General features: G+C 72.2%; 19 protein-coding genes. 11 read left to right on the top strand and 8 right to left on the bottom strand.

What is annotated here, in order from left to right; translation table 11 throughout:
• Window positions 1–10: 10 nt before the first annotated feature.
• Genes ACZ4O3_RS37145 through ACZ4O3_RS37125 form a run of 5 tightly spaced genes read left to right on the top strand, consistent with a single transcriptional unit; the run spans window position 11 to window position 4,227 of the window.
• The gene (locus ACZ4O3_RS37145) at window positions 11–1,360 is read left to right on the top strand and encodes an L-fuconate dehydratase (RefSeq protein WP_467726574.1); all 1,350 of its coding nucleotides are present in this window, start codon (window positions 11–13) and stop codon (window positions 1,358–1,360) included.
• Window positions 1,357–2,112, top strand: coding sequence for an SDR family NAD(P)-dependent oxidoreductase (locus ACZ4O3_RS37140; protein ID WP_362717813.1), 756 nt, complete (start codon window positions 1,357–1,359; stop codon window positions 2,110–2,112). Before ACZ4O3_RS37145 ends, ACZ4O3_RS37140 begins: the two co-directional genes overlap by 4 nt.
• Window positions 2,109–3,095 (top strand): aldo/keto reductase, encoded by a 987-nt coding sequence (locus tag ACZ4O3_RS37135; RefSeq protein ID WP_467726573.1) that lies wholly within the window; start codon window positions 2,109–2,111, stop codon window positions 3,093–3,095. The genes ACZ4O3_RS37140 and ACZ4O3_RS37135 overlap by 4 nt, the downstream gene beginning before the upstream one ends.
• On the top strand, window positions 3,092–3,406 hold the full coding sequence (locus ACZ4O3_RS37130) for an L-rhamnose mutarotase (RefSeq protein WP_362717815.1): 315 nt from the start codon (window positions 3,092–3,094) through the stop codon (window positions 3,404–3,406). Before ACZ4O3_RS37135 ends, ACZ4O3_RS37130 begins: the two co-directional genes overlap by 4 nt.
• Window positions 3,403–4,227 (top strand): amidohydrolase family protein, encoded by an 825-nt coding sequence (locus ACZ4O3_RS37125; protein ID WP_467726571.1) that lies wholly within the window; start codon window positions 3,403–3,405, stop codon window positions 4,225–4,227. The genes ACZ4O3_RS37130 and ACZ4O3_RS37125 overlap by 4 nt, the downstream gene beginning before the upstream one ends.
• Here ACZ4O3_RS37125 and ACZ4O3_RS37120 read toward each other — a convergent pair.
• Window positions 4,215–5,636 (bottom strand): lipase maturation factor family protein, encoded by a 1,422-nt coding sequence (locus tag ACZ4O3_RS37120; RefSeq protein ID WP_467726569.1) that lies wholly within the window; start codon window positions 5,634–5,636, stop codon window positions 4,215–4,217. The genes ACZ4O3_RS37125 and ACZ4O3_RS37120 overlap by 13 nt on opposite strands.
• 158 nt (window positions 5,637–5,794) lie before the next feature.
• Between ACZ4O3_RS37120 and ACZ4O3_RS37115 the strand changes: the two genes are divergently transcribed.
• The gene (locus ACZ4O3_RS37115) at window positions 5,795–7,885 is read left to right on the top strand and encodes a SpoIIE family protein phosphatase (RefSeq protein WP_467726568.1); all 2,091 of its coding nucleotides are present in this window, start codon (window positions 5,795–5,797) and stop codon (window positions 7,883–7,885) included.
• Between the two features lie 31 nt (window positions 7,886–7,916).
• Complete coding sequence (locus ACZ4O3_RS37110; protein ID WP_362715366.1) at window positions 7,917–8,780, top strand: Fpg/Nei family DNA glycosylase; 864 nt, start codon at window positions 7,917–7,919, stop codon at window positions 8,778–8,780.
• A gap of 7 nt (window positions 8,781–8,787) precedes the next feature.
• On the opposite strand, the gene ACZ4O3_RS37105 is transcribed toward ACZ4O3_RS37110, so the two are convergent.
• The 3 genes from ACZ4O3_RS37105 to ACZ4O3_RS37095 all read right to left on the bottom strand — a co-directional run bounded on the left by ACZ4O3_RS37105 (window position 8,788) and on the right by ACZ4O3_RS37095 (window position 10,803).
• Complete coding sequence (locus tag ACZ4O3_RS37105; RefSeq protein WP_362715369.1) at window positions 8,788–9,444, bottom strand: zf-HC2 domain-containing protein; 657 nt, start codon at window positions 9,442–9,444, stop codon at window positions 8,788–8,790.
• 148 nt (window positions 9,445–9,592) lie between these two features.
• Window positions 9,593–10,108 (bottom strand): hypothetical protein, encoded by a 516-nt coding sequence (locus ACZ4O3_RS37100; protein ID WP_362715371.1) that lies wholly within the window; start codon window positions 10,106–10,108, stop codon window positions 9,593–9,595.
• A 146-nt stretch (window positions 10,109–10,254) separates the two neighbouring features.
• Window positions 10,255–10,803: a sigma-70 family RNA polymerase sigma factor gene (locus tag ACZ4O3_RS37095; protein WP_351703654.1), complete on the bottom strand. Its 549-nt coding sequence runs from the start codon at window positions 10,801–10,803 to the stop codon at window positions 10,255–10,257.
• 221 nt (window positions 10,804–11,024) lie between these two features.
• Between ACZ4O3_RS37095 and ACZ4O3_RS37090 the strand changes: the two genes are divergently transcribed.
• A complete protein-coding gene (locus ACZ4O3_RS37090) occupies window positions 11,025–12,188 on the top strand; it encodes a CapA family protein (protein WP_467726567.1) in 1,164 nt (387 codons plus the stop codon).
• 42 nt (window positions 12,189–12,230) lie between these two features.
• On the opposite strand, the gene ACZ4O3_RS37085 is transcribed toward ACZ4O3_RS37090, so the two are convergent.
• Complete coding sequence (locus tag ACZ4O3_RS37085) at window positions 12,231–12,704, bottom strand: MarR family winged helix-turn-helix transcriptional regulator (RefSeq protein ID WP_362715378.1); 474 nt, start codon at window positions 12,702–12,704, stop codon at window positions 12,231–12,233.
• A gap of 98 nt (window positions 12,705–12,802) precedes the next feature.
• Here ACZ4O3_RS37085 and ACZ4O3_RS37080 point away from each other — a divergent pair, with 98 nt between their 5' ends.
• Window positions 12,803–13,618, top strand: a complete 816-nt coding sequence (locus ACZ4O3_RS37080) for an alpha/beta fold hydrolase (RefSeq protein WP_362715380.1) — start codon at window positions 12,803–12,805, stop codon at window positions 13,616–13,618.
• Here the strand turns inward: ACZ4O3_RS37080 and ACZ4O3_RS37075 are convergent.
• Entirely contained in the window at window positions 13,615–15,027 is a 1,413-nt protein-coding gene (locus tag ACZ4O3_RS37075) for an amino acid permease (RefSeq protein ID WP_362715383.1), read from the bottom strand. The genes ACZ4O3_RS37080 and ACZ4O3_RS37075 overlap by 4 nt on opposite strands.
• 60 nt (window positions 15,028–15,087) lie before the next feature.
• Complete coding sequence (locus ACZ4O3_RS37070; RefSeq protein WP_362715386.1) at window positions 15,088–16,038, bottom strand: LysR family transcriptional regulator; 951 nt, start codon at window positions 16,036–16,038, stop codon at window positions 15,088–15,090.
• 103 nt (window positions 16,039–16,141) lie between these two features.
• On the opposite strand from ACZ4O3_RS37070, the gene ACZ4O3_RS37065 reads away from it, so the two are divergent.
• Complete coding sequence (locus tag ACZ4O3_RS37065; RefSeq protein WP_362715389.1) at window positions 16,142–17,395, top strand: MFS transporter; 1,254 nt, start codon at window positions 16,142–16,144, stop codon at window positions 17,393–17,395.
• Here ACZ4O3_RS37065 and ACZ4O3_RS37060 read toward each other — a convergent pair.
• Entirely contained in the window at window positions 17,331–17,786 is a 456-nt protein-coding gene (locus tag ACZ4O3_RS37060) for a universal stress protein (protein WP_384996388.1), read from the bottom strand. The two genes, ACZ4O3_RS37065 and ACZ4O3_RS37060, sit on opposite strands and share 65 nt — an antisense overlap.
• Window positions 17,787–17,961: 175 nt before the next feature.
• Between ACZ4O3_RS37060 and lysX the strand changes: the two genes are divergently transcribed.
• On the top strand, window positions 17,962–21,234 hold the full coding sequence (gene lysX / locus ACZ4O3_RS37055) for a bifunctional lysylphosphatidylglycerol synthetase/lysine--tRNA ligase LysX (RefSeq protein WP_467726565.1): 3,273 nt from the start codon (window positions 17,962–17,964) through the stop codon (window positions 21,232–21,234).
• Window positions 21,235–21,356: the final 122 nt, after the last annotated feature.

Below are 21,356 nucleotides of genomic sequence, written 5' to 3'. Positions count from 1 at the left end.
AAGGCAATCCGTGATCCCGAGCCCCGGCCCCTCCAGTCGCGTCACCGCGCTCGACACCTACGACATCCGCTTCCCCACCTCGCGCGAGCTCGACGGCTCCGACGCGATGAACCCGGACCCCGACTACTCGGCGGCCTATGTCGTGCTGCGCACCGACGCGGCCGACGGGCACGAGGGACACGGGTTCACGTTCACCATCGGGCGGGGCAACGACGTCCAGGTCGCCGCGATCGACGCGCTGCGGAACCATGTGCTCGGCCGCCCCGTCGACGAGATCTGCGACGACCCCGCGACCCTCTTCCGCGACCTGATCGGCGACAGCCAGCTGCGCTGGCTCGGCCCCGAGAAGGGGGTGATGCACATGGCGATCGGCGCGGTGATCAACGCGGTGTGGGACCTGGCGGCCCGCCGGGCCGGGAAGCCGCTGTGGCAACTGCTCGCCGACGCCGAACCCGAGTGGATCGTCCGGCAGATCGACTTCCGCTACCTCACCGACGCCCTCACCCCCGAGGAGGCCCTCGGTATCCTCCGGCGCGGCCGCGCCGGCGCCGACGAGCGCCGGGCGCGGCTTCTCGAGCGCGGCTTCCCCGCCTACACCACCTCCGCCGGCTGGCTCGGCTACGACGACGAGAAGCTCACCCGGCTCGCCGCCCAGGCGGTCGCCGACGGCTTCCGGCAGATCAAGCTGAAGGTCGGCGCCGACCTGGAGGACGACATCCGGCGCTGCCGGGTGGCCCGCGGGGTGGTCGGCCCGGACATCCGGATGGCCGTCGACGCCAACCAGCGGTGGAACGTCGACGAGGCGATCCGGTGGACCAAGGCGCTCGCCGAGTTCGACCCGTACTGGATCGAGGAGCCCACCAGCCCCGACGACATCCTCGGCCATGCCGCGGTCCGCCGCGCGGTCACCCCGGTGAAGGTCGCCACCGGCGAACACGTGCAGAACCGGATCGTCTTCAAGCAACTGCTCCAGGCCGGCGCCATCGACATCGTCCAGATCGACGCGGCCCGGGTCGCCGGGGTCAACGAGAACCTCGCCATCCTGCTGCTCGCCGCCAAGTTCGGCGTGCCCGTCTGCCCGCACGCGGGCGGCGTCGGACTGTGCGAACTCGTCCAGCACCTCTCCATGTTCGACTACCTCGCCGTGGCCGGCACCTCCGACGACCGGGTCATCGAATACGTCGATCACCTGCACGAGCACTTCCGTGATCCGGTGGTGATCAGGCAGGGTCACTACGCGGCGCCCACCGCGCCGGGCTACTCGGCCGCCATGCGACCGGAGTCCATCGCCCAGTACACGTTCCCCGGCGGCACCTTCTGGGCCGCCGACCCCGACACCCAGAAGGGACAGGCGGCATGACCGACTTCGAGGGCCTGAAGGCCCTGGTCACCGGCGGCGCATCCGGGATCGGACGGGCCACCGCCGAACTCCTCGCCGAGCGCGGCGCCCAGGTCGCCGTCCTCGACCTCGACCCGTCCGCCGTCGAGAAGCCACTGCTCGGCTTCCAGGGCGACGTCACGGACGACGCCTCCGTCCGGGCGGCCGTGGCGAGCGCGGCCGAGACCCTCGGCGGCCTCGACGTGCTGGTCAACAACGCGGGTGCCGGGGCCCAGGGCACCATCGAGGACAACGGTGACGACGAATGGCACCGCGTCTTCGACGTCAACGTCCTCGGCATGGTCCGCGCCGCCCGCGCCGCACTCCCGTATCTGCGCCGCTCGGACCGTGCGGCGATCGTCAACACCTGCTCCATCGCCGCCACCGCCGGTCTGCCCCAACGCGCGCTCTACAGCGCCACCAAGGGCGCCGTGTACTCCCTCACCCTCGCCATGGCCGCCGACCATCTCCGCGAGGGCGTCCGGGTCAACTGCGTCAACCCCGGTACGGCGGACACCCCGTGGATCGGCCGCCTCCTCGACAAGGCGCCCGATCCGGCCGCCGAACGCGCCGCCCTGGAGGCCCGCCAGCCCTCCGGCCGACTGGTCTCCGCCGCCGAGGTGGCCGGCGCCATCGCCTACTTGGCGAGCCCCCTGTCCGGCGCCACCACCGGTACCTCGCTTGCCGTCGACGGCGGCATGCAGGGCCTGCGGCTGCGCCCGGCGGGCCAGTGAGCACCCTCGGCCGCAGCGGCGTCCAGGTCAGCCCGCTGGGCCTCGGCGCCGCCGTCATCGGCAACCTCTACACCGAGGTCCCCGACCGACAGGCCCACGACACGGTCGACGCCGCCTGGCAGCAGGGCGTCCGCTACTTCGACACCGCCCCGCACTACGGCCTCGGCCTGTCCGAACGGCGGCTCGGTGAGGCGCTGCGCGGGTACGACCGGAACGCCTACACCCTCTCCACCAAGGTCGGCCGCCGGCTGGAGCCGGGCCCCGGGGACGGCGACGACCTCGCCAACGGCTTCGCCGTACCCGACACCCACCGCCGGGTCTGGGACTTCACCGCCGACGGTGTCCGCCGCACCCTGGAGGCGAGCCTGGAGCGGCTCGGTCTGGACCGGATCGACGTCGTCTATCTCCACGACCCCGACGACCACGCCGAACAGGCCTTCCGGGAGGGCTACCCGGCTCTGGAGAAGTTGCGCTCCGAGGGTGTCGTCGGTGCCATCGGCGCCGGAATGAACCAGACGGCCATGCTCACGCGGTTCGTCCGCGACACCGACGTCGACGTGGTGCTGTGCGCCGGTCGCTACACCCTCCTGGACCAGAGCGCCCTGGCCGATCTGCTTCCGGCCGCCGAGGAACGCGGCGCGTCGGTGGTGATCGGCGGTGCCTTCAACTCCGGTCTGCTGGCCGACCCGAAGCCCGACGCCACCTACAACTACGCCAAGGCCCCCGAAAAGTTGCTGGCCCGGGCCCTGCGCCTGAAAGCCCTCGCCGAACAGCACGGCACCACGCTCCGCGCGGCCGCCCTCGCCTTCTGCGCCGCCCACCCGGCCGTGGCGAGCGTGCTGGTCGGCGCCCGCTCGGCGGCCGAGATCACGGACGGGGCACGGCAGTTCGCCACTCCGGTGCCCGCTGCCTTCTGGCAGGAACTGCGTGCCGGCGGACTCCTGACCGCCGGCACCCCGCTCCCCACCAAGGAGCCGTCATGAGGGTCGCCCTGCACACCAAGGTCCGCCCGAACCGCGTCGCCGAGTACGAGGCCGCCCACCGCGAGGTCCCCGCCGAGCTCACCGACGCCATCCGCGCGGCCGGCGCCACCTCCTGGACCATCTGGCGCAGCGGCACCGACCTCTTCCACGTGCTGGAGTGCGCGGACTACGGTGTGCTCCTCGCCGAGCTGGAGAACCTGCCGGTCAACATCGCCTGGCAGGCCCGGATGACCGAGTTGCTCGACGTCGTCCACGACTACTCCGAGGCAGGCTCGGACGCCGGTCTGCCCGTCGTATGGGAGCTGCCATGACCGTCGACGCCCACCACCACGTCTGGGACCTGTCGGTGCGGGACCAGGACTGGATTCCCGAAGGCAGCGCGCTCAGAAGGGACTTCACCGTCGATGACCTCGGTCTCGAGGCACGGGCGGCCGGCGTCACCCGCACCGTCCTGGTCCAGACGGTCACCGTCCCGCAGGAGACCCCCGAGTTCCTGGCACTCGCCGGCACCCACGACCTGGTCGCGGGGGTCGTCGGCTGGACCGACCTGACCGACCCGGCGATCGCCGACGAACTGGCGCGCCTGCGCGAACTCCCCGGCGGTGCCTACCTGAAGGGCATCCGTCACCAGGTGCAGGACGAGCCGGACCCGCAGTGGCTGCTGCGCCCGGACGTCCGGCGGGGCCTGGCCGCGGTCGCCGGCGCGGGCCTCGTCTACGACCTGGTCGTACAGGCCCACCAGCTGCCGGCCGCGGTCAAGGCGGCCGAGTCCCTTCCTCAACTCACCTTCGTACTGGACCACTTGGGCAAGCCGCCGATCGCCTCCGGCGCCCTCGACCCGTGGGCCGGCGCGGTACGTGCCCTGGCCGCGCTGCCCAACACCGTCTGCAAACTCTCCGGCATGGTCACGGAGGCCGATCCCGCCGCGTGGACGGTCGAGGACCTCCGCCCGTACGCGGAGACCGTCCTGGACGCCTTCGGCCCGGACCGCCTGATGTTCGGCTCGGACTGGCCGGTGTGTCTCCTGGCCGGTACCTACGCCGACGTCCTCGACGTGGCGGAGCGGCTGATCGGGCCCGAAGAACGCACCCGGGTCTTCGAGACCACCGCCACCCGCGTCTACGGCCTCTGAGCCGCCTTCGTCAGCCGCGTGGGCGGCATGAACTCCCTTACGTACGTGCGTTTCCAGCACGCGCCCGTCTCGCGCAGCTCCCGCCAGCCGGTGTAGCGGTAGCGGAAGAGGCGGGCGCGGACGAAGCGCGGGGGCCGGTCGGGCGGGAAGGGGGAGCGGCGCAGCAGCCGCAGCGTGTCGCGGTCGTTCTCCAGGAGGCGCTCCATCAGGCCGCCGAACCACTCGCCGGCGTAGGCGGGGGAGAGGGCGGCGAACCACATCAGCCAGTCCAGGCGGAGGTGGTAGGGCGCGAACTGGCGGGGCCAGTGCCGTGGATCGCCGGGCTTGCCCTTGAACTCGTACTCCCGCCACTCCGCGTCCTCGCGCGGCGCCTCGGCCAGCGTGCCCTCGACCACCACCTCGTACCGCACCCGGCTGACGCTGCCGAACGCGCCGTAGGTGTTGACCAGATGGAGCGGGTCGAAGGAGCGGTTCATCACCTGCCGGCGGGAGACCATGTTCACCACCGGGCGGTAGCTCAGGAAGAGCAGCAGCGCCGCCACGGAGAGGACGACGATCTCGTACCAGAGCGGGGCGCCGGGTGCGGAGGCGCGGCCGGCCGGCAGCCGCAGCGCCGACAGGGCCAGCACGATGGTGATCCAGTTCAGCCAGGAGAAGTTGCCGGAGAGCACCAGCCACAGCTGGGTCAGGATCATCAGCGAAGCGGCTGCCGTCGCGATCGGCTGCGGAGCGAACAGCAGGACGGGGACCACGAGCTGGGTGAGATGGTTCGCGGCCACCTCCGCCCGGTGCACCGGCCCCGGGAGGTGGTGGAAGAACCAGCTCAGCGGCCCCGGCATCGGCTGGGTCTCGTGGTGGTAGTGCAGGCAGGTCAGCTTGCGCCAGCAGGCGTCCCCGCGCATCTTGATCAGACCCGCCCCGAACTCCACCCGGAACAGGATCCAGCGCAGCAGGAACAGGACGAGGACCGGCGGGGCCACCTCGTCGTTGCCGAGGAAGGCGGCGAGGAAACCGGTCTCCAGGAGCAGCGACTCCCAGCCGAACGCGTACCAGGTCTGGCCGACGTTGACGATCGAGAGATACAGGGCCCAGGGGATCAGCCACAGCGCCGTCGTGGCCCACAGCGGGAGCCGGGAGTCCAGCCCGGCCAGCAGTGCCGCCGACACCACGCACCCCGCCCACGCGCAGGCCGCGAAGAAACGGTCCGAGTAGTGCAGGTGGAAGAGGCTCGGCGCCCGCCGGAAGGGGACCCGGCCGACGAATCTCGGAATCGGCAGCATCCCGCGCTCGCCCAGCAGGGCCCGGAACTGGAGCGCGGCCGCCAGGAACGCGATGAGGTACACGCCGGCCAGCGCCCGCTGGAAGACCAGCCGGCTCAGCCAGTACCCGGGTGCGGTGAACCAGTCCACGGCCGTGCGCCCCTGTCTCTCTCGGGTCTGCGGCCCCGCTGTGGGGAAAGGGCCTGTCACCCTGTGTACCGCGCACCCCCGGTCGCATAACCCGGGCGGGTTAATTGGACAAAAGTGGAGGAATTGCCCGGATCCGGATCCCCTGGCAAGGTGGCCCCATGGCTGATCGGGGAGCGAGCGCTCCGTCTCTCCCGGACGACTGGCCCGCCCACCCGGACCACCCGATCCTGGCGCTCAACCGCTTGGGCACCTTCGACTGGGACCTGGACGCCGGTCTGTTCCACATGGACGCCCAGGCGTACGAGGTGTTCGACCTGACCCCCGAGGAGTACGACGGGCGCCCCGAGAGTCTCTCCGTCCGGGTACCCCTGACGGAGGGGAGCCGGCTGGACGCGGTGGTGTCCCAGGCCATCAAGGACGGCAGCGAGAACTACGGAGCGTACTTCCGCATCCGCCGCCGCGACGGCACCCCGCGCTGGACCCACACCCAGGGCTACATCCGGCGGGACGAGACGGGCCGCCCGCGCCGCGTCGTCGGCGTGGTCCGGGACGCCACCCAGGAGCTGGAGGACAGCGAGGCGCGCAGTCTGCGGGCCGCCCAGCACCACGCGCTGCGCCGGCAGACCGGCGTCGTCCAGGTGGTCACCGCGGCGCTCGCGCACGCCCGGAGCGTGCAGGACGTCATCGACGCCCTCAAGGACACCCAGGGCATCCCCAACCTGGGCGCCACCAGCCTGGTGATGGGGCTCGTCGAGGCCGGCCGGATCCGCCTGGTCGCGGAGGGGCCCGTGGGCAGCTTCGTGCCCGGCACCCGGATCACCCGGATAGACGAGCCCTACCCGATGGGCGAGGTGGTGCGGACCCTGAGCCCGCGGTTCATCGAGTCACCGGAGGAGTTCGCCGAGGGCTACCCGATCCTGTGGCCGCACATCACCGAGCTCCACATCACCTCGGCGGCCTATCTCCCGCTCATCGCCCAGGCCCGCCCGATCGGCGCCATGGGCCTGCTCTACAACGACCGGCTCGGCTTCTCCACCGAGGAACGCGCCGTCCTGGTCGCCCTCGGCAGCAGCATCGCGCAGAGCCTGCAGCGGGCCATGCTCTACGAGCAGGAGAAGGACCTCGCCCAGGGGCTCCAGCAGGCGATGCTGCCGCGCACCATCCCCAGCGTGCGCGGCGCCGACATCGCCGTCCGCTACCGCTCCGCGTCCGCCGGGGGCGCCCTGGGCCGGGACATCGGCGGCGACTGGTACGACCTGATCCCGCTGCCCGGCGGCCGGGTCGGGGCGGTCATCGGGGACGTCCAGGGACACGACACGCACGCGGCGGCCGTCATGGGCCAGCTGCGGATCGTGCTGCGCGCCTACGCCGCCGAGGGCCACGCCCCGGCCACCGTGATGGCCCGGGCCTCCGTCTTCCTGGACGAACTCGACACCGACCGCTTCGCCACCTGCCTGTACGCCGAGGCCGACCTGACCACGGGCGTCGTCCAGGTGGTCCGCGCCGGTCACATCGACCCGTTGGTCCGGGGGGCCGACGGAAGCTGCCGGCGGGTCCCCGTGGAGGGCGGGCTCCCGCTCGGCCTGTCCGCCGAGTTCAAGAGCCTCGAGTACCCGGTGTCCACCCTGGAGCTCGACTCCGGCGAGACACTGCTGCTGTGCACCGACGGGCTGGTCGAGCAGCCGGGCACCGACCTCGGCGACGGGATGCGGTCCCTGATCCGGCAGGTCGCCGAGGGGCCGGAGGACGTGCGCAGGCTCGCCGACCGGCTGATCGAGGTCGCCGAGGACCGGGGCGGCGGCGACGACGTGGCCCTGCTGCTGCTGCGCCGCAGCGGCCCGGACACCGCACAGGCCGTCGGCCGGCTCCAGCAGCACGTGGCCTCCGGCGACCCGGAGGCGCTCACCCTGGCCCGGCACATGATCCGTGCGGCCGTCCGGGCCTGGGGCGCCGGGGACCGCGCCGACGAGATCGAGCTGGTCGCCGACGAGCTGATCACCAACGCGCTGATGCACACCGAGGGCTCCGCGATCGTCACCCTCAGGGTGCTGTGCGGCGGCGGCCGCCGGCTCCGCGTCGAGGTCGAGGACTCCTCCAGCGCCCTGCCGCGGCGGCGCGAGGCGGGTGCGGACGGCGTGTCCGGGCGGGGCCTGCTGCTGGTCGACGAGATCACCGGCGTGTGGGGCGTGGAGGCTCGCGGCGGCGGCAAGGCGGTCTGGTGCGAGTTCCGGATGCCGGAGCCCGCCTGACCGCGGGGGCCGCGGGTGGCACCCTGGACGCATGCCCGAACTGCCCGAGGTCGAAGCGCTCAAGGAGTTCCTGACCGAGCACCTGGTCGGTCACGAGGTCGTGCGCGTCCTGCCGGTCGCCATCAGCGTCCTGAAGACGTACGACCCTCCGCTCGGCGCCTTCGAGGGCAGCGAGGTCGTCGCCGTGCACCGGCACGGCAAGTTCCTGGACATCGAGGGCGACGGCGGCCTGCGCTTCATCACCCACCTGGCCCGCGCCGGCTGGCTGCACTGGAAGGACCGGCTCCCGGACGGACCGCCCCGCCCGGGAAAGGGCCCGCTCGCCCTGCGGGCGGCCCTGGAGACGGGCGCGGGCTTCGACCTCACCGAGGCCGGCACCCAGAAGAAGCTCGCCGTGTACATCGTCCGGGACCCGGCAGAGGTGCCCGGGATCGCGCGGCTCGGTCCCGACCCCCTCGCCGCCGGCTTCGACGAGGCCCGGCTCGCGGCCCTGCTGGGCGGCGAGCGACGGCAGCTCAAGGGCGCGCTGCGCGACCAGAGCCTGATCGCCGGGGTGGGCAACGCCTACAGCGACGAGATCCTGCACGCGGCGAAGATGTCCCCGTTCAAGCTCGCGGCGTCCCTGACGCCCGAGGAGGTCCACCGGCTGTACGAGGCGCTGCGCACCACCCTCACCGAGGCGGTGGAGCGCTCCCACGGCCTGGCGGCGGGCCGGCTCAAGTCGGAGAAGAGGAGCGGGCTGCGCGTCCACGGCCGGACCGGCGAGCCCTGCCCGGTCTGCGGCGACACCATCCGCGAGGTCTCCTTCAGCGACTCCTCGCTGCAGTACTGCCCGACCTGCCAGACGGGCGGCAAGCCGCTCGCGGACCGCCGGATGTCCCGGCTGCTCAAGTGACCGGCGTTCACTTCGGGTCCAGGGTCACCAGGCGCTGCCCGTCGGCGTTGCGCACCTCGTAGCGGTCGATCTCCCCGGGGTGCATCGAGGAGCCGCCCGCCATGGTGGACACCCGGTCGTCCCGGTCCCGTTCGGCCCAGGTGGTCACGATCTGCTCGGAGCCGTCCCGGCCGACCGCGACCAGCCGGCAGGAGCGCGGCCCGTCGGCGTCCTTCACCTGGAGCTCGATCGTGCTGCCGGAATCCGTGTCCTGCGACCTCACCTGCGCCCACACGCCCGACTGCGCGTCGGTGGCCGCGGTGACCCGGACGGCCGGCGGGGCGTCGTGGCCGGCGTACGCCACGATGCCGGGGCCGACGACCGCGAACACCACCGAGGCGGCGAGGCCGTAGAGCAGCCGGCGGCGCTTGACCCGGTGCCGGCCGGCGACCTCGGCGAGCAGCCGGTCCAGCAGCCGGGGACCCGGCTGGGCCATGGGATGGACGAAGCGCGGCGTGGCCCGGCGGTACAGCATCAACTGCCGTGCCGCGGGGCCGAACTCGGTCACGTGTGCCGTGCAGCTGGGGCACTCCATGAGATGGTCCTCGAAGCGGAAGGCCTCCGCCTCGTCCAGCACGCCGAGCGCGTACGCGCCGACGTCGCGATGCCTTTCCAGGGACCTCATGCCGAATCCTCGTGCCGTGAGTGCGGGTGGGGGTTACTCATTGCTCCTTGCCCCCACCCGTACGCAGTCGGCAGCCGTTTCACTCAAGGCACGTACAGAATCGTAATCAACGGATTCGGAGCGGCCGGGCCCGCGGATTGGTGCCGATTCAAAAAAGATGGATGGCGAGATGTCCGAGGGGCAGACCGAGCCGCCAGGCGGGGGTCCACACCTTCGGTCCGTCGTCCTCGCCGAACACCGAGCCGCCGCCGGGCACCGCGTCCAGGTCGGGCGCGAGCAGCTCGGTCTCCTCCAGCCAGCGCCAGGCCTCCGTGGCCAGGTCCAGGTCGGGTGACGGCGCGCCCGACTCGATCGCCTCGGTGGCCAACCGCGCCATGCGGTCCCCCACCCAGTGCTGCCACGGCTGGTCGTACGCCGTCAGCGAAAGCCAGTTCTCCAACTGGGACACGACCCGGATGCCCGACAGTTCGCCGTCCGTGTCGGAGAGGTAGATCGTCAACGCCAGCGCGTCCCGGCCGGCCCGGAACTCGAAGGACGTCGGTGGCATGAGATCGCCGGTGCGCAGCAGCTCGTCGGCGATGTACTCGGCGTACAACCAGGCCATCGGGACCGCCAGTTCCCCGCTACCGGCCCCGCCCGTGCTCTCTTGACCTCTGTGCAGCATCCCGTCCTGCCTTCCTCCGGTGCGCGCGCGTGGCCCCGACCCCGGGTCCGTCCCTCTCCCGGTGCGGAACACGGATGAAGACAGCTGATTGCTCAAACATGGTCCTCAGCAAGGCGCTTTACCGAGGTTTGACCTGGCTTACGGTTTCATCGCAGGTCGGGTGCATAACCGGGCAGAACCCGGCGCAGGGCGCGCAGCGCGTAGTACGCCCGCGATTTCACGGTACCGGGTGGAATGCCGAGGGTCTCGGCGGCCTCCGCCACACTCGCCCCCTGGAAATACACCAGCACCAGGACTTCACGGTGTTCCGGGGTGAGAGTCTTCACAGCCTCCCGCACGTCCAGCGCCGCGGCCGCGCGTTCGGCGTGGTCGCCGATGGCCCGGGTGTTCTCCAGGACGGCGTCGTGCACCTCGGGCGGCCGCGCCTGCCGGGCCCGGCGCGCGTCGATGGCGAGGCGCCGGCCGACCGTCAGCAGCCAGGGCAGGACGGAGTCGAAGTCGTCGGCGCGCAGCGCCTCGGGATGCTGCCAGGCGCGTACGAGGGTCTCCTGCACGAGGTCCTCGGCCCGTTGCCGGTCGCCGTCGCTGAGCCGCAGCAGCAGCGCGAAGAGCGGGCGCCCGTGCTCGCGCTGGAGTGCGGCGAGCTCGTGCTCGGCGGTCGTCGTCCCGTCGGGAAGGGTGGTTCCGGCCGTCATGGCCGTATGGCATCGCAGGGCCGGGCCCAGGGACAGGGCGAGCGCCGGGATCTGCGGCGGACGGTCGATCGGGTCGGCGAACGGTGCGACGAACGGTCCGTCACCCCCATTACCCCACCCGGATGGGTCAATCGGGACGCCTGAGTTGTTTGCGACCCCGCTTCAGTTCGTACCCATTGATCTGTAAATCGGACAAGGCTTGCGACTCTGGGGTGCTCCTGATGATCAATCGCAGACGCCAGGTGGTCCTGGCCCTGACCGCCCTCCTCGCCACCGCAGCCGCCTGCCAGAACCACGTACGGCAGGAGAACGCCGCCCCGACCGGCCGGCCGGCACCCACCGTGCCCGCTCCCGGCGGCGGCTTCACCCTCGTCGCCTCGGGTGACGTCATGCCGCAGAAGTCCGCGCTGGACCACGCGAACCTCGACGCGGGGGGCAACGGCCACGACTTCCGCCCGATGCTGGCGGGCGTCGAACCCGTAGTCTCCCACGCCGATCTGGCGCTCTGTCACCTGGCGACCGTGACCGACGCGGAGGGCGCGGAGTCCGGCTCCGCCGCCGTCACCTCCCCGCCGCAGCTCGCCGAGGGCCTCGCGGCCGTCGGGTACGACAGCTGTTCCACCGCCTCCGACCGCGCCCTCGACGGCGGCGTCGACGGGATCCAGCGCACCCTCACCGACCTGGACCGCACGGGCCTGCGGCACACCGGGACCGCCCGCACCCAGGCCGAGGCGGACGGCGTCACGCTGCTCAACGCGGGGCGGACCAAGGTCGCCCACCTCTCCTACACCTTCGACGTCAACGGCAACGTCCTGCCGCCCGGGCAGCCCTGGGCGGTCAACCTCCTCGACGAGAACCGCATCCTCGCCGACGCCCGCGCCGCCCGGCGGGCCGGCGCCGACGTGGTCGTCCTCTCCGTGCACTGGGGCACCGACGGCCAGGACGCCCCCGACCAGCAGCAGCTCACCCTCGCCAAGCGGCTCACCGCGGCCGGCACCGGCGGCCGCCCCGACATCGACCTGATCCTCGGCACCCATGCCCACATCCCGCAGGCGTACGAGAAGGTCAACGGCACCTGGGTGGTCTACAGCCTCGGCGACCAGATCGCCGGCGAGCTGAACAACCGCCAGGGCCGCCAGGACCCGCGCGGCAACCAGTCCACCCTCGCCCGCTTCACCTTCACCCCGCCCAGCCGTCCAGGCGGCCGCTGGGAGGTGGCCAGGGCCGAGTTCATCCCGCAGCTGTACGACGTCGACTCCGGCCGGGTCGTCGACCTGAACGCGGCCATCGGCCAGGGCGCCGACTACACGGCCGTACGCGACGGCATCCGGGACGTGGTGCTCGGCCGCGGTGCCGCCAAGGACGGGCTGGTGATGGGGGAGTAGCGGCACTCACGGCGCGTCGGGCACCCGCTGCACCTGGGGTGCTCACTCCACGTCGACGTGGTCGAACGTCCGCAGCAGCTGCTTCAGCACCCGTACGCACGCCGTGATCTCGGCACCGGTCAGACCGCCGCCGATCTGCCGGTTCACCGCGTGCTCGCGGGCGAGGATCGCGGTGATCACGGTCCGGCCCGCGTCCGTGAGCCGGATCAGGGAGGAGCGCTGGTGCGCCGGGTTGGGGATGACCTCGGCCCAGTCGCGCGCCACCGCGTCGTTCACCGTGCGCTGCACGAACTGCCGGCTCAGCGCCATGATCCGGCCCATCTGGGGCACCGTCATCGGCCCGAACCGGAGCAGCAGGTCCAGTACGGAGCGCACGCCGACGGAGGCCCCCTCGATCTGCTCGCCCAGCTCGATCTTGCGGAAGGCGCGCCGGTAGAGCGGGCCGATGAGGTCGTACACCTCGGTGATGCGCTCGCCCAGCTCGTCGGGGGCGAGGGGCTTGTCGATGTCGTTCACCCGGCCATCATGCACCGGGCCGCGGTGACACCCGAGGTGTCAAAGTCATCATGACAACCCAGTTGTCAAAACTCTCCGAAGATGACACCTTGGTTGTCATGAATGGTGCTGCGGACCTCCGCTTCTTCCCGTCCTCGGACGGCGACCTCGCCTACCTCGACACCGGATCCGGCGACCCGGTGGTCCTGCTCCACTCCGGGTTCACCGACCACCGCTTCTGGGCGGAGCAGATCCCGGTTCTCGCCGCCGGGTACCGGGTGATCGCCCCCGACGTCCGCGGCCACGGGTCCTCCGCCAACGCGACCGAACCGTTCCGGTGGGCCGACGACCTCGCCGGGCTGCTGCGCCATCTCGACGCCGGGCCCGCGGTCCTCGTCGGCGTCTCGATGGGCGGGGTGATCGCCACCGACACCGTGCTGGAACACCCCGAACTGGTCCGCGCGGTGGTCACCTGCGGGGCCGCCACCGGCGACTTCCGGTACACGGACCCCTGGCACACGGAACTCCAGGCCGAGTACGCCCGCACCCTGGGCTCCGGTGACGTCGAGGGCTGGCTCGACGCCTTCGTGCGGGGCGTACGGGGCGAACACCGTGACCTCGGTGCCCTCGACCCGGAGATCCCGCGCCGGCTCCGCGAGATGGCCGCACACACCCTCGCCAAGCACACGCCCGGCGAGACGGACCGGCATGTGCGGGTGACCGAGTCCTGGCCCCGGGTCGGGAAGATCGACGTTCCGGTCCTCACGGTCAACGGCGGCCTGGAACCGGCCGATCTGCTCGCCGCCGCCGAACGCCTCGCCCGCGAGGTCCCCGACGGCCGCGCCGAGGTCGTCGAGGGCGCGGACCACTACCCGAACCTGGAGCGGCCCGAGGCCTTCAACGACCTCCTGCTCGGCTTCCTGCGTGGGCTCTAACGCCCGGCCAGCCGCGACCTCTTGTACGAGTAGCCGAAGTAGATCACGCACCCGATCACGAACCAGACCGCGAACCGGACCCAGGTCTCCCACGCCAGGAACGTGATCAGCCAGATCGAGAAGACGACACCCAGCGCCGGCACGAACGGCATCCAGGGGGTGCGGAAGCCGCGCGGCAGGTCCGGCTGCCGGTAGCGCAGCACGATCACCGCCACGCACACCACCACGAACGCCAGCAGGATGCCGATGTTGGTGAGTTCGGCCGCCTCGCCGATCGGCACGAACCCGGCGAGGAGGGCCGAGGCCGCGCCGACGATCCAGGTCACCCGGGTCGGCACGTGCCGCGCCGGGTGCGTCTTCGCGAACCAGGAGGGCAGCAGCCCGTCCCGGGACATCGAGAACCAGACCCGGGTCACGCCCAGCATGAAGGTGAACATCACGGTGAGGATGCCGATGATCGCGCCCACCGCGATCACGTCCGCCAGACCGCTCAGCCCCACCGACTTGAAGGCCGTCGAGAAGCCGCTCTCCGGGTCGATGTCCTTGTAGTCCTGCATGCCGGTGAGGACCAGACAGGCCGCCACGTACAGCACCATGGAGATCGCCAGTGAGTAGATGATCGCCTTCGGCATGTGCCGCTGCGCGTCCTTCGACTCCTCGGCCGCCGTCGACATCGCGTCGTATCCGAAGACCGCGAAGAAGACCGTGGCCGCCCCCGTGAATGTCCCGCCGACGCCGAACGGGAAGAAGGGGTGGTAGTTCCCCGAGTCGATGTGGAACATCCCGACACCGATCACCAGCAGCACCACCAGCACCTTGAGCACCACCACGACCGTCTCGAACCGGGCCGCGCTGCGGATGCCGAGGTTGAGCAGGTAGGCGATCAGCAGACAGAGCACCGCGGCGAACAGGTCGACCCGGTGACCGGCGCCGGTGCCGGGCGCGCCCAGCATCCACCGCGGCAGTTCCGCGCCCATCTCCTCGACCAGGAAGCCGAAGTACCCCGAGATGCCGATCGCGACCACCGCCACGATCGCCGTGTACTCCAGGAGCAGGTCCCAGCCGATGAACCAGCCCGCGAACTCACCGAGCACCGCGTAGCCGTACGTGTACGCCGAACCCGCCTTCGGGATCATCCCGGCGAACTCGGCGTACGACAGCGCCGCGCAGGCGCTCGCCAGGCCGGCGATGAGGAAGGAGACCAGCACGGCCGGACCGGCCGTCTCGTTGGCGACCGTGCCGGCGAGGGTGAAGATGCCGGCGCCGATGATGCCGCCCACCCCGATCGCGGTCAGCTGCCACAGCCCGAGCGATCTGTCGAGCCGGGCCCCCTCGCCGGCCTCGGACTCCTCGATGTGTTCGATGGGTTTGCGACGGAGAATCCCTTCACCCATACGGAGCCTGGCCATGTGCCTCACCTCTTCGCTGATCGCGAACGGCTGACGGCGGATCATGATGGCTCAGGGGCGTCACGGACGGAAGACGCCACGCACGCTCTCGGCCCAGCCGGGCACCCAGGTCCGGGTCGTGGGACGCGGCGGCCGGGCACCGGCGAGATGGGCGCGCAGCACGGCCAGCGCCGGGTGCGGGTTGGCGGCCGTCCAGAGCAGGGAGTGCGGGTAGACGGGGGTCGGGTCGAGCAGCGGGATGCGGCGCAGATCATGGCCTTCCGGCCAGACCAGCCGGGTCCGCTCGCTCACCAGCGTCGCCAGGGTGCCGGAACCGGCCACCGCGTCCTGCACCGCCCCGCTGAAGTTGGGGCCCGAGGAGTCGATGGTCAGGCCGAACTCGGCGGCGAGGGAAGCGTAGTAGGCGGCCCACTCGGTGCCGTCCACGATGCCCGGCATCCAGATCCGGTGCCCGGCCAGTTCCCCGGGCGAGACCGCGTCGCGGCCGGCCAGGACATGCCCCGGGCCGGTGAGCAGCTGGACCGGCTCGTCGTACACCCGGGCCGCCTCGACGCCCCGGGGCAGCGGCCGGCCGGGCATGGCGACGGCCCGGAAGGACGCGTCGGCCGCACCGGAGCGCAGGGCGGTGAGCGCCGAGTCCACGTCGAAGAGCGTGACCACCTCCAGGGCGATCTCCGGGTGCGCCTCGTGGAAGCCGCGCAGCAGCGCCGCCGGGGCCAGCCGCGCACCGACCACGTCGACCCGCAGGGGGCGTCGCCCGGACCGTACCGAGGCGGTCGCGCGCTCCTCGGCCAGCAGCAGCTCACGGGCGTGCGGCAGGAAGGTCCGGCCGTCCACGGTCAGGTCCGCACCCCGGGGGGTGCGGGTGAACAGCCGTACCCCCAGCTCCTTCTCCAGCGCCGCGATCCGCTTGGAGACGGCCTGCTGGGTGACCGCCAGCACGGCGGCGGCCTCCTGGAACTGTCCCGAGTCGGCGACGGCGACGAAGGTGCGTACGGCTCTGAGGTCCACGCCCGACACCGTACAACCGATGGTTGTGACGGACACCCGGCGGGTTGTTTGATTCGGCGGCCACCTGCACGTTTTCATGTCCCGGGTCAACGGGAGGTTGTGCATGGGGCGGCGGTTCGGGTGGCTGTGGGCCGCGTATTCGGTGAGCGTGTTCGGCACCTGGCTCGCGTTCGACGCGTTCCCGCTGATCGCGGTCCTGGTGCTGCACGCGAGCGCTGCCCAGGTCGGGCTGCTCGCGGCGACCGGGCCCGCGGTGGGCGCCGTGGTGGCGCTGCCGCTCGGCCCCTGGCTCGAGTTCCGTCGCAAGCGGCCCGTCATGGCCGGGATGGACCTCCTGCGGTGCGCCGCGCTGCTGAGCGTCCCCGCCGCCTACGCGCTCGGCGGGCTCGGCATCGCTCAGCTGACGGCCGTCTCCGTGGTGGTCGCCGCAGCGGACATCACCTTCAACGCGGCCTCCGGGGCCTTCCTGAAGTCGCTCGTGCCGCGCGACCGGCTGCTGACCGCGAACGCCCGCTTCGAGTCCACGATGTGGACCGCCACCGTCCTCGGGCCCCCGCTCGGCGGCGTCGCCATCGGTGTGCTCGGCCCGATCACGACGGTGGTCGCGAACGCGGTCAGCTTCCTGCTGTCGGCCCTGGGCATCCGCGCCGTCGGTGACGGCGAGCCGAGCCCCCGGCGCAAGGGGGCCGAACGCCTGCGGGCCGCCGATCTGCTCGACGGCTGGCGGCACATCCTCACCAGTGCGGAGCTGCGGCCCCTGTTCCTCAACGTGGCCCTGGTCAACGGACTGATCATGGCCACCGCGCCCCTGCTGGCCGTCCTGATGCTCGGCCCGCTCGGCTTCGCGCCCTGGGAGTACGGCCTCGCCTTCGCCGTGCCCTGTCTGGGCGGCCTCCTCGGCTCCCGCCTGGCCCGCCCGCTCGTCGCCCGCCACGGACAGCGCCGTGTGCTGCTCACCTCGGGCGTGCTGCGCGCCGTGTGGTCCCTCGGGCTGGCCTTCGTCCGGCCGGGGCTGCCCGGACTCCTGCTGATAATGGTCACCGAACTGGGACTCATCCTCTGCGCCGGAGTCTTCAACCCGGTGCTCGCCACCCACCGCCTGGACCACACCCCGGACGACCGGACCGCCCGCACCCTGTCCGCCTGGTCGGTCGGCACCAAGGCCTCCATCGCCACGCTCACCGCGCTGTGGGGAGTACTGGCGGGCCTCACCGGGACGCGCACCGCGATCGCCGCGGCCGGGGTCCTGCTGCTCGCGACCCCGGCACTGCTCCCGCGTGCCCCGGCCCGGGCTACGGCACCACCGTCACCGGCCACCGTCCCGCCTTCACCAGACGGATCGCCACCGAGCCGATGAACCGGTGGCCGGCCTGCTCGGAGGCGCCCACCACGACGGCGTCCGCCTTCAGTTCGTCGGCCGCCTTCACCAGCCCGGCATAGGGGTCGCCGCGGAAGGTGTGGAACTCCCAGCGCACCTCGAATATCCCCTTGAGCCGCTCGGTCGCGTCCCGGATCTGGGCGACCAGGTCCTCCGCGATCTCGTCGGTCGTCTCCGCCACCGGGGCCCCGAGCGCCGCCCCGGCCGCCAGGACCGGCTGCACGTACACCACGGCGAGCAGCGCGCGCTGCCGCCGGGCCAGACCGGCGGCGTAGGAGGCCGCGCGCCACGAGGATTCCGAGCCGTCCACACCGGCCACGATGACCTTGGGCCCGTCCGTGCCCCGCTCGAACTGGTGTTGTTCCGCCACGCCCCGAGGCTATCGGAATTCACCGGTCCGGTGAGTGCCCAGGGTGGCCCGCCGCGCGCCGCACGGGGGCGGGTCGGTGGGAGCGGCGCGAGCAACCACCCACCAGCCCGCACCCGCCCTTCGAGCTCTGGCCGCTCGACGGGCGAGTCCGGCGGGCGCTTCCTACAGTCGGAGCATGAGTGCCGCCGTCGAACCCGCCCCGGGCAAGGAGACCGCTCGGCCGCCGCGCCCGCCTCGCGGCGGACGGCTCACCTGGGTGCCCGAGGCCTTCGGCACCTTCTTCGGCGCCCTCGCCCTGCTGTGCGCCCTGCTCTCCGTCATCGCCCCGCTGCGCGCGCTGCTCCGCCCGGTCGTGCACTTCCTCAACGCCGTCGTCGTGCCCGTCAGCCCCAACCTGGCCTACGCCGTCTTCCTGTTCCTGCTGGGCGGCGCCACCGCCGCCCGCAAGAAGGTCGCCTGGTGGCTGGTGGTGATCTACCTCGGCCTCCTGGTGCTGGCGGACCTCCTGACCGTCGCCTTCGGCTTCGACTGGTACTCCTTCAGCTCACTGCTGGTGTGCGGACTGGCCCTCGCCCTGCTGATCGTGGCCAGAGGCGAGTTCTACGCCGCCTCGCGCCGGGCCGCCGTACGCCGGGCCCTCGGTGTCCTCCTCGCCGGACTGGTCGTGGCGATCCTGGCCGGCTGGGGGCTGGTCTCGCTCTTCCCCGGCTCGCTCCCGCACGGTCAGCACCTGGCCTGGGCGGCCGACCGGGTCTGCGGCGGTCTCGTCGACGGCGGCAGCTACGGCGGCCGCCCGCCCCGGTTCGTCGCCTTCCTGCTCGGCCTCTTCGGCGCCCTCGCCCTGCTCAACGCCGCCGCGACCCTGTTCCGTTCGCAGCGCCTGGAGGCGGCCCTGCACGGCGACGACGAGACCCGTGTCCGCGCGCTCCTGAAGGCCTACGGCGACCGGGACTCCCTCGGCTACTTCGCCACCCGGCGCGACAAGGCCGTGGTCTTCTCGCCCAGCGGCAAGGCCGCCGTCACCTACCGGGTCGAGGCCGGCGTCTGCCTGGCCAGCGGCGACCCCGTGGGTGACCCGGAGGCCTGGCCGCACGCCGTCGCCGCCTGGCTGGACGTGGCCCGCCGGCACGCCTGGGTGCCCGCGGTGATGGGCGCCTCCGAGGACGGCGCCAGAGCCTACGTCCGCGCCGGGCTCGGCGCCCTGCAACTCGGCGACGAGGCGATCCTGCACGTCGCCGACTTCGACCTCGGCGGCCGGGAGATGCGGGTCACCCGGCAGGCCGTCAACCGGGTCCGGCGCTCCGGCGCCACCACCCGGGTGCGCCGCCACGCCACCCTCACCGAGGCGGAGATGGAGGAGGTCGTCGACAAGGCCGACGCGTGGCGCGACACCGAGACCGAGCGCGGTTTCTCCATGGCCCTGGACCGGCTCGGCGACCCCGCCGACGGCGACTGCCTGCTCGTCGAGGCCCTCGCCGAGGACGGCCGGCTGCTCGCCCTGCTCTCCTTCGTGCCCTGGGGCGGCGACGGCGTCTCCCTCGACCTGATGCGGCGTGACCGCGCCGCCCCGAACGGCGTCATGGAGTTCATGGTCGCCGACCTGTGCGCGGCCGCTCCCAAACTGGGCGTCCGCCGCGTCTCGTTGAACTTCGCCGTCTTCCGCTCGGTCTTCGAGGAGGGCGCCCGCATCGGCGCCGGACCGGTGCTGCGCCTGTGGCGCCGGCTGCTGCTGTTCTTCTCCCGCTGGTGGCAGCTGGAGGCCCTGTACCGCTCCAACGCCAAGTACCGCCCCGAGTGGTACCCGCGTTTCATCTGCTACGCCGAGACCGGCTCCCTCGCCCGGATCGGCGTCGCCTCCGGAATCGCCGAAGGCTTCGTCTCCGTACCCTCCTTGCGCAAACTCTGGGGAAAGGGGCGCCCGAAGACCGGACCGCGGCCCGTCGAGGCGCAGCGGTCTTCACCGGTGCCCGGTCTCGACGGAGGGGACGAGGCCGGCCCCGGAGTTCCGGAGCCCGGCCTGCCGGACCAGTTCCGCGTCCGGCGCGGCAAGCTGGACCGGCTGCGCGCGGCGGGTGTCGACCCCTACCCGGTGACGACGGTACGGCCCACCCGGGCCCTCGCCGAGGTCCGCGACGGCGAGCGGGCCACCGTCGCCGGACGGATCATGCTGGTCCGCGACTTCGGCGGCATCGTCTTCGTGACCCTGCGCGACTGGTCGGGCGACCGCCAACTCGCCCTCACCAGAGCCGAGTCCGGTCCCGCCCTGGCCCGCTTCACCGCCGAAACCGACCTGGGCGACCAGATCACCGCCAGCGGCCGGGCCGGCCTCAGCGACAAGGGCGAGCCCACCCTCTTCGTCACCGACTGGCAGCTCACCGCCAAGTGCCTGCGTCCCCTGCCCGACAAGTACCGGGGCCTCACCGACCCCGAGGCCAAGGTCCGCCGCCGCTACCTCGACCTCGCCACCAGTCCCGCCGCCCGCGCCGTCGTCCGCACCCGCTCCACCGCCGTACAGGCACTGCGGCAGGGCCTCCTCGACCGCGGTTACCTGGAGGTCGAGACGCCGATGCTCCAGCAGATCCACGGTGGCGCCAACGCCCGCCCGTTCACCACCCACATCAACGCCTACGACCTCGACCTCCATCTGCGCATCGCACCGGAGCTGTACCTGAAACGGCTGTGCGTCGGCGGGATGGAGAAGGTCTTCGAACTCGGCCGCACCTTCCGCAACGAGGGCGTCTCCCACAAGCACAACCCCGAGTTCACGATGCTGGAGGCCTACCAGGCGTACGCCGACTACGACGTGATGCTCGACCTCGCCCGCGAACTGATCCAGGGCGCCGCGACCGCCGCCCTCGGCTCCCCGGTGGCCCGCCGGGACGGGCGGGAGTACGACATCTCGGGGAGCTGGCCGGTCAGGACCGTGTACGGGGCGATCTCCGAGGCGCTGGGGGAGGAGATCGGCCCGGGCACCGAGCTGCTGCGGCTGCACCGGCACTGCGACCGGACCGGGGTGCCGTACACCGCCGACGACGGGCCCGCGGACGTCGTCCTGGAGATGTACGAACGCCTCGTGGAGGAGCGGACCGAGCTGCCCACCTTCTACAAGGACTTCCCCACCGACGTCTCCCCGCTCACCCGGCAGCACCGCACCGACCCGCGGCTCGCCGAGCGGTGGGACCTGGTGGCCTTCGGGACCGAACTCGGCACCGCCTACTCCGAGCTGACCGACCCCGTCGAACAGCGCCGCCGGCTGACCGCCCAGTCGCTGCTCGCGGCCGGCGGGGACCCCGAGGCGATGGAGCTGGACGAGGACTTCCTGGACGCCCTCGAATACGCGATGCCGCCCACCGGCGGTCTCGGCATCGGCGTCGACCGGCTGGTCATGTTCCTCACCGGCCTGACCATCCGGGAGACGCTCCCCTTCCCGCTGGTGCGCCGCCGCTGAACCCCAAGTTCCCCGACAGTCGGCCGGCCAGGGGCACTTGACCATTTCTTTCCGAAATCTCCGCGCGCTGGTCCGTGCGGGTGTTTTCGTGCCGCCGCACCGGTGTCTAAGTGGTGCGCCCA

The sequence above is a fragment of the Streptomyces sp. NPDC026515 genome, assembly GCF_055567595.1.
The sequence above is the reverse complement of the archived record's forward strand: the minus strand, read 5'-3'. Positions and strand labels throughout refer to the sequence as shown.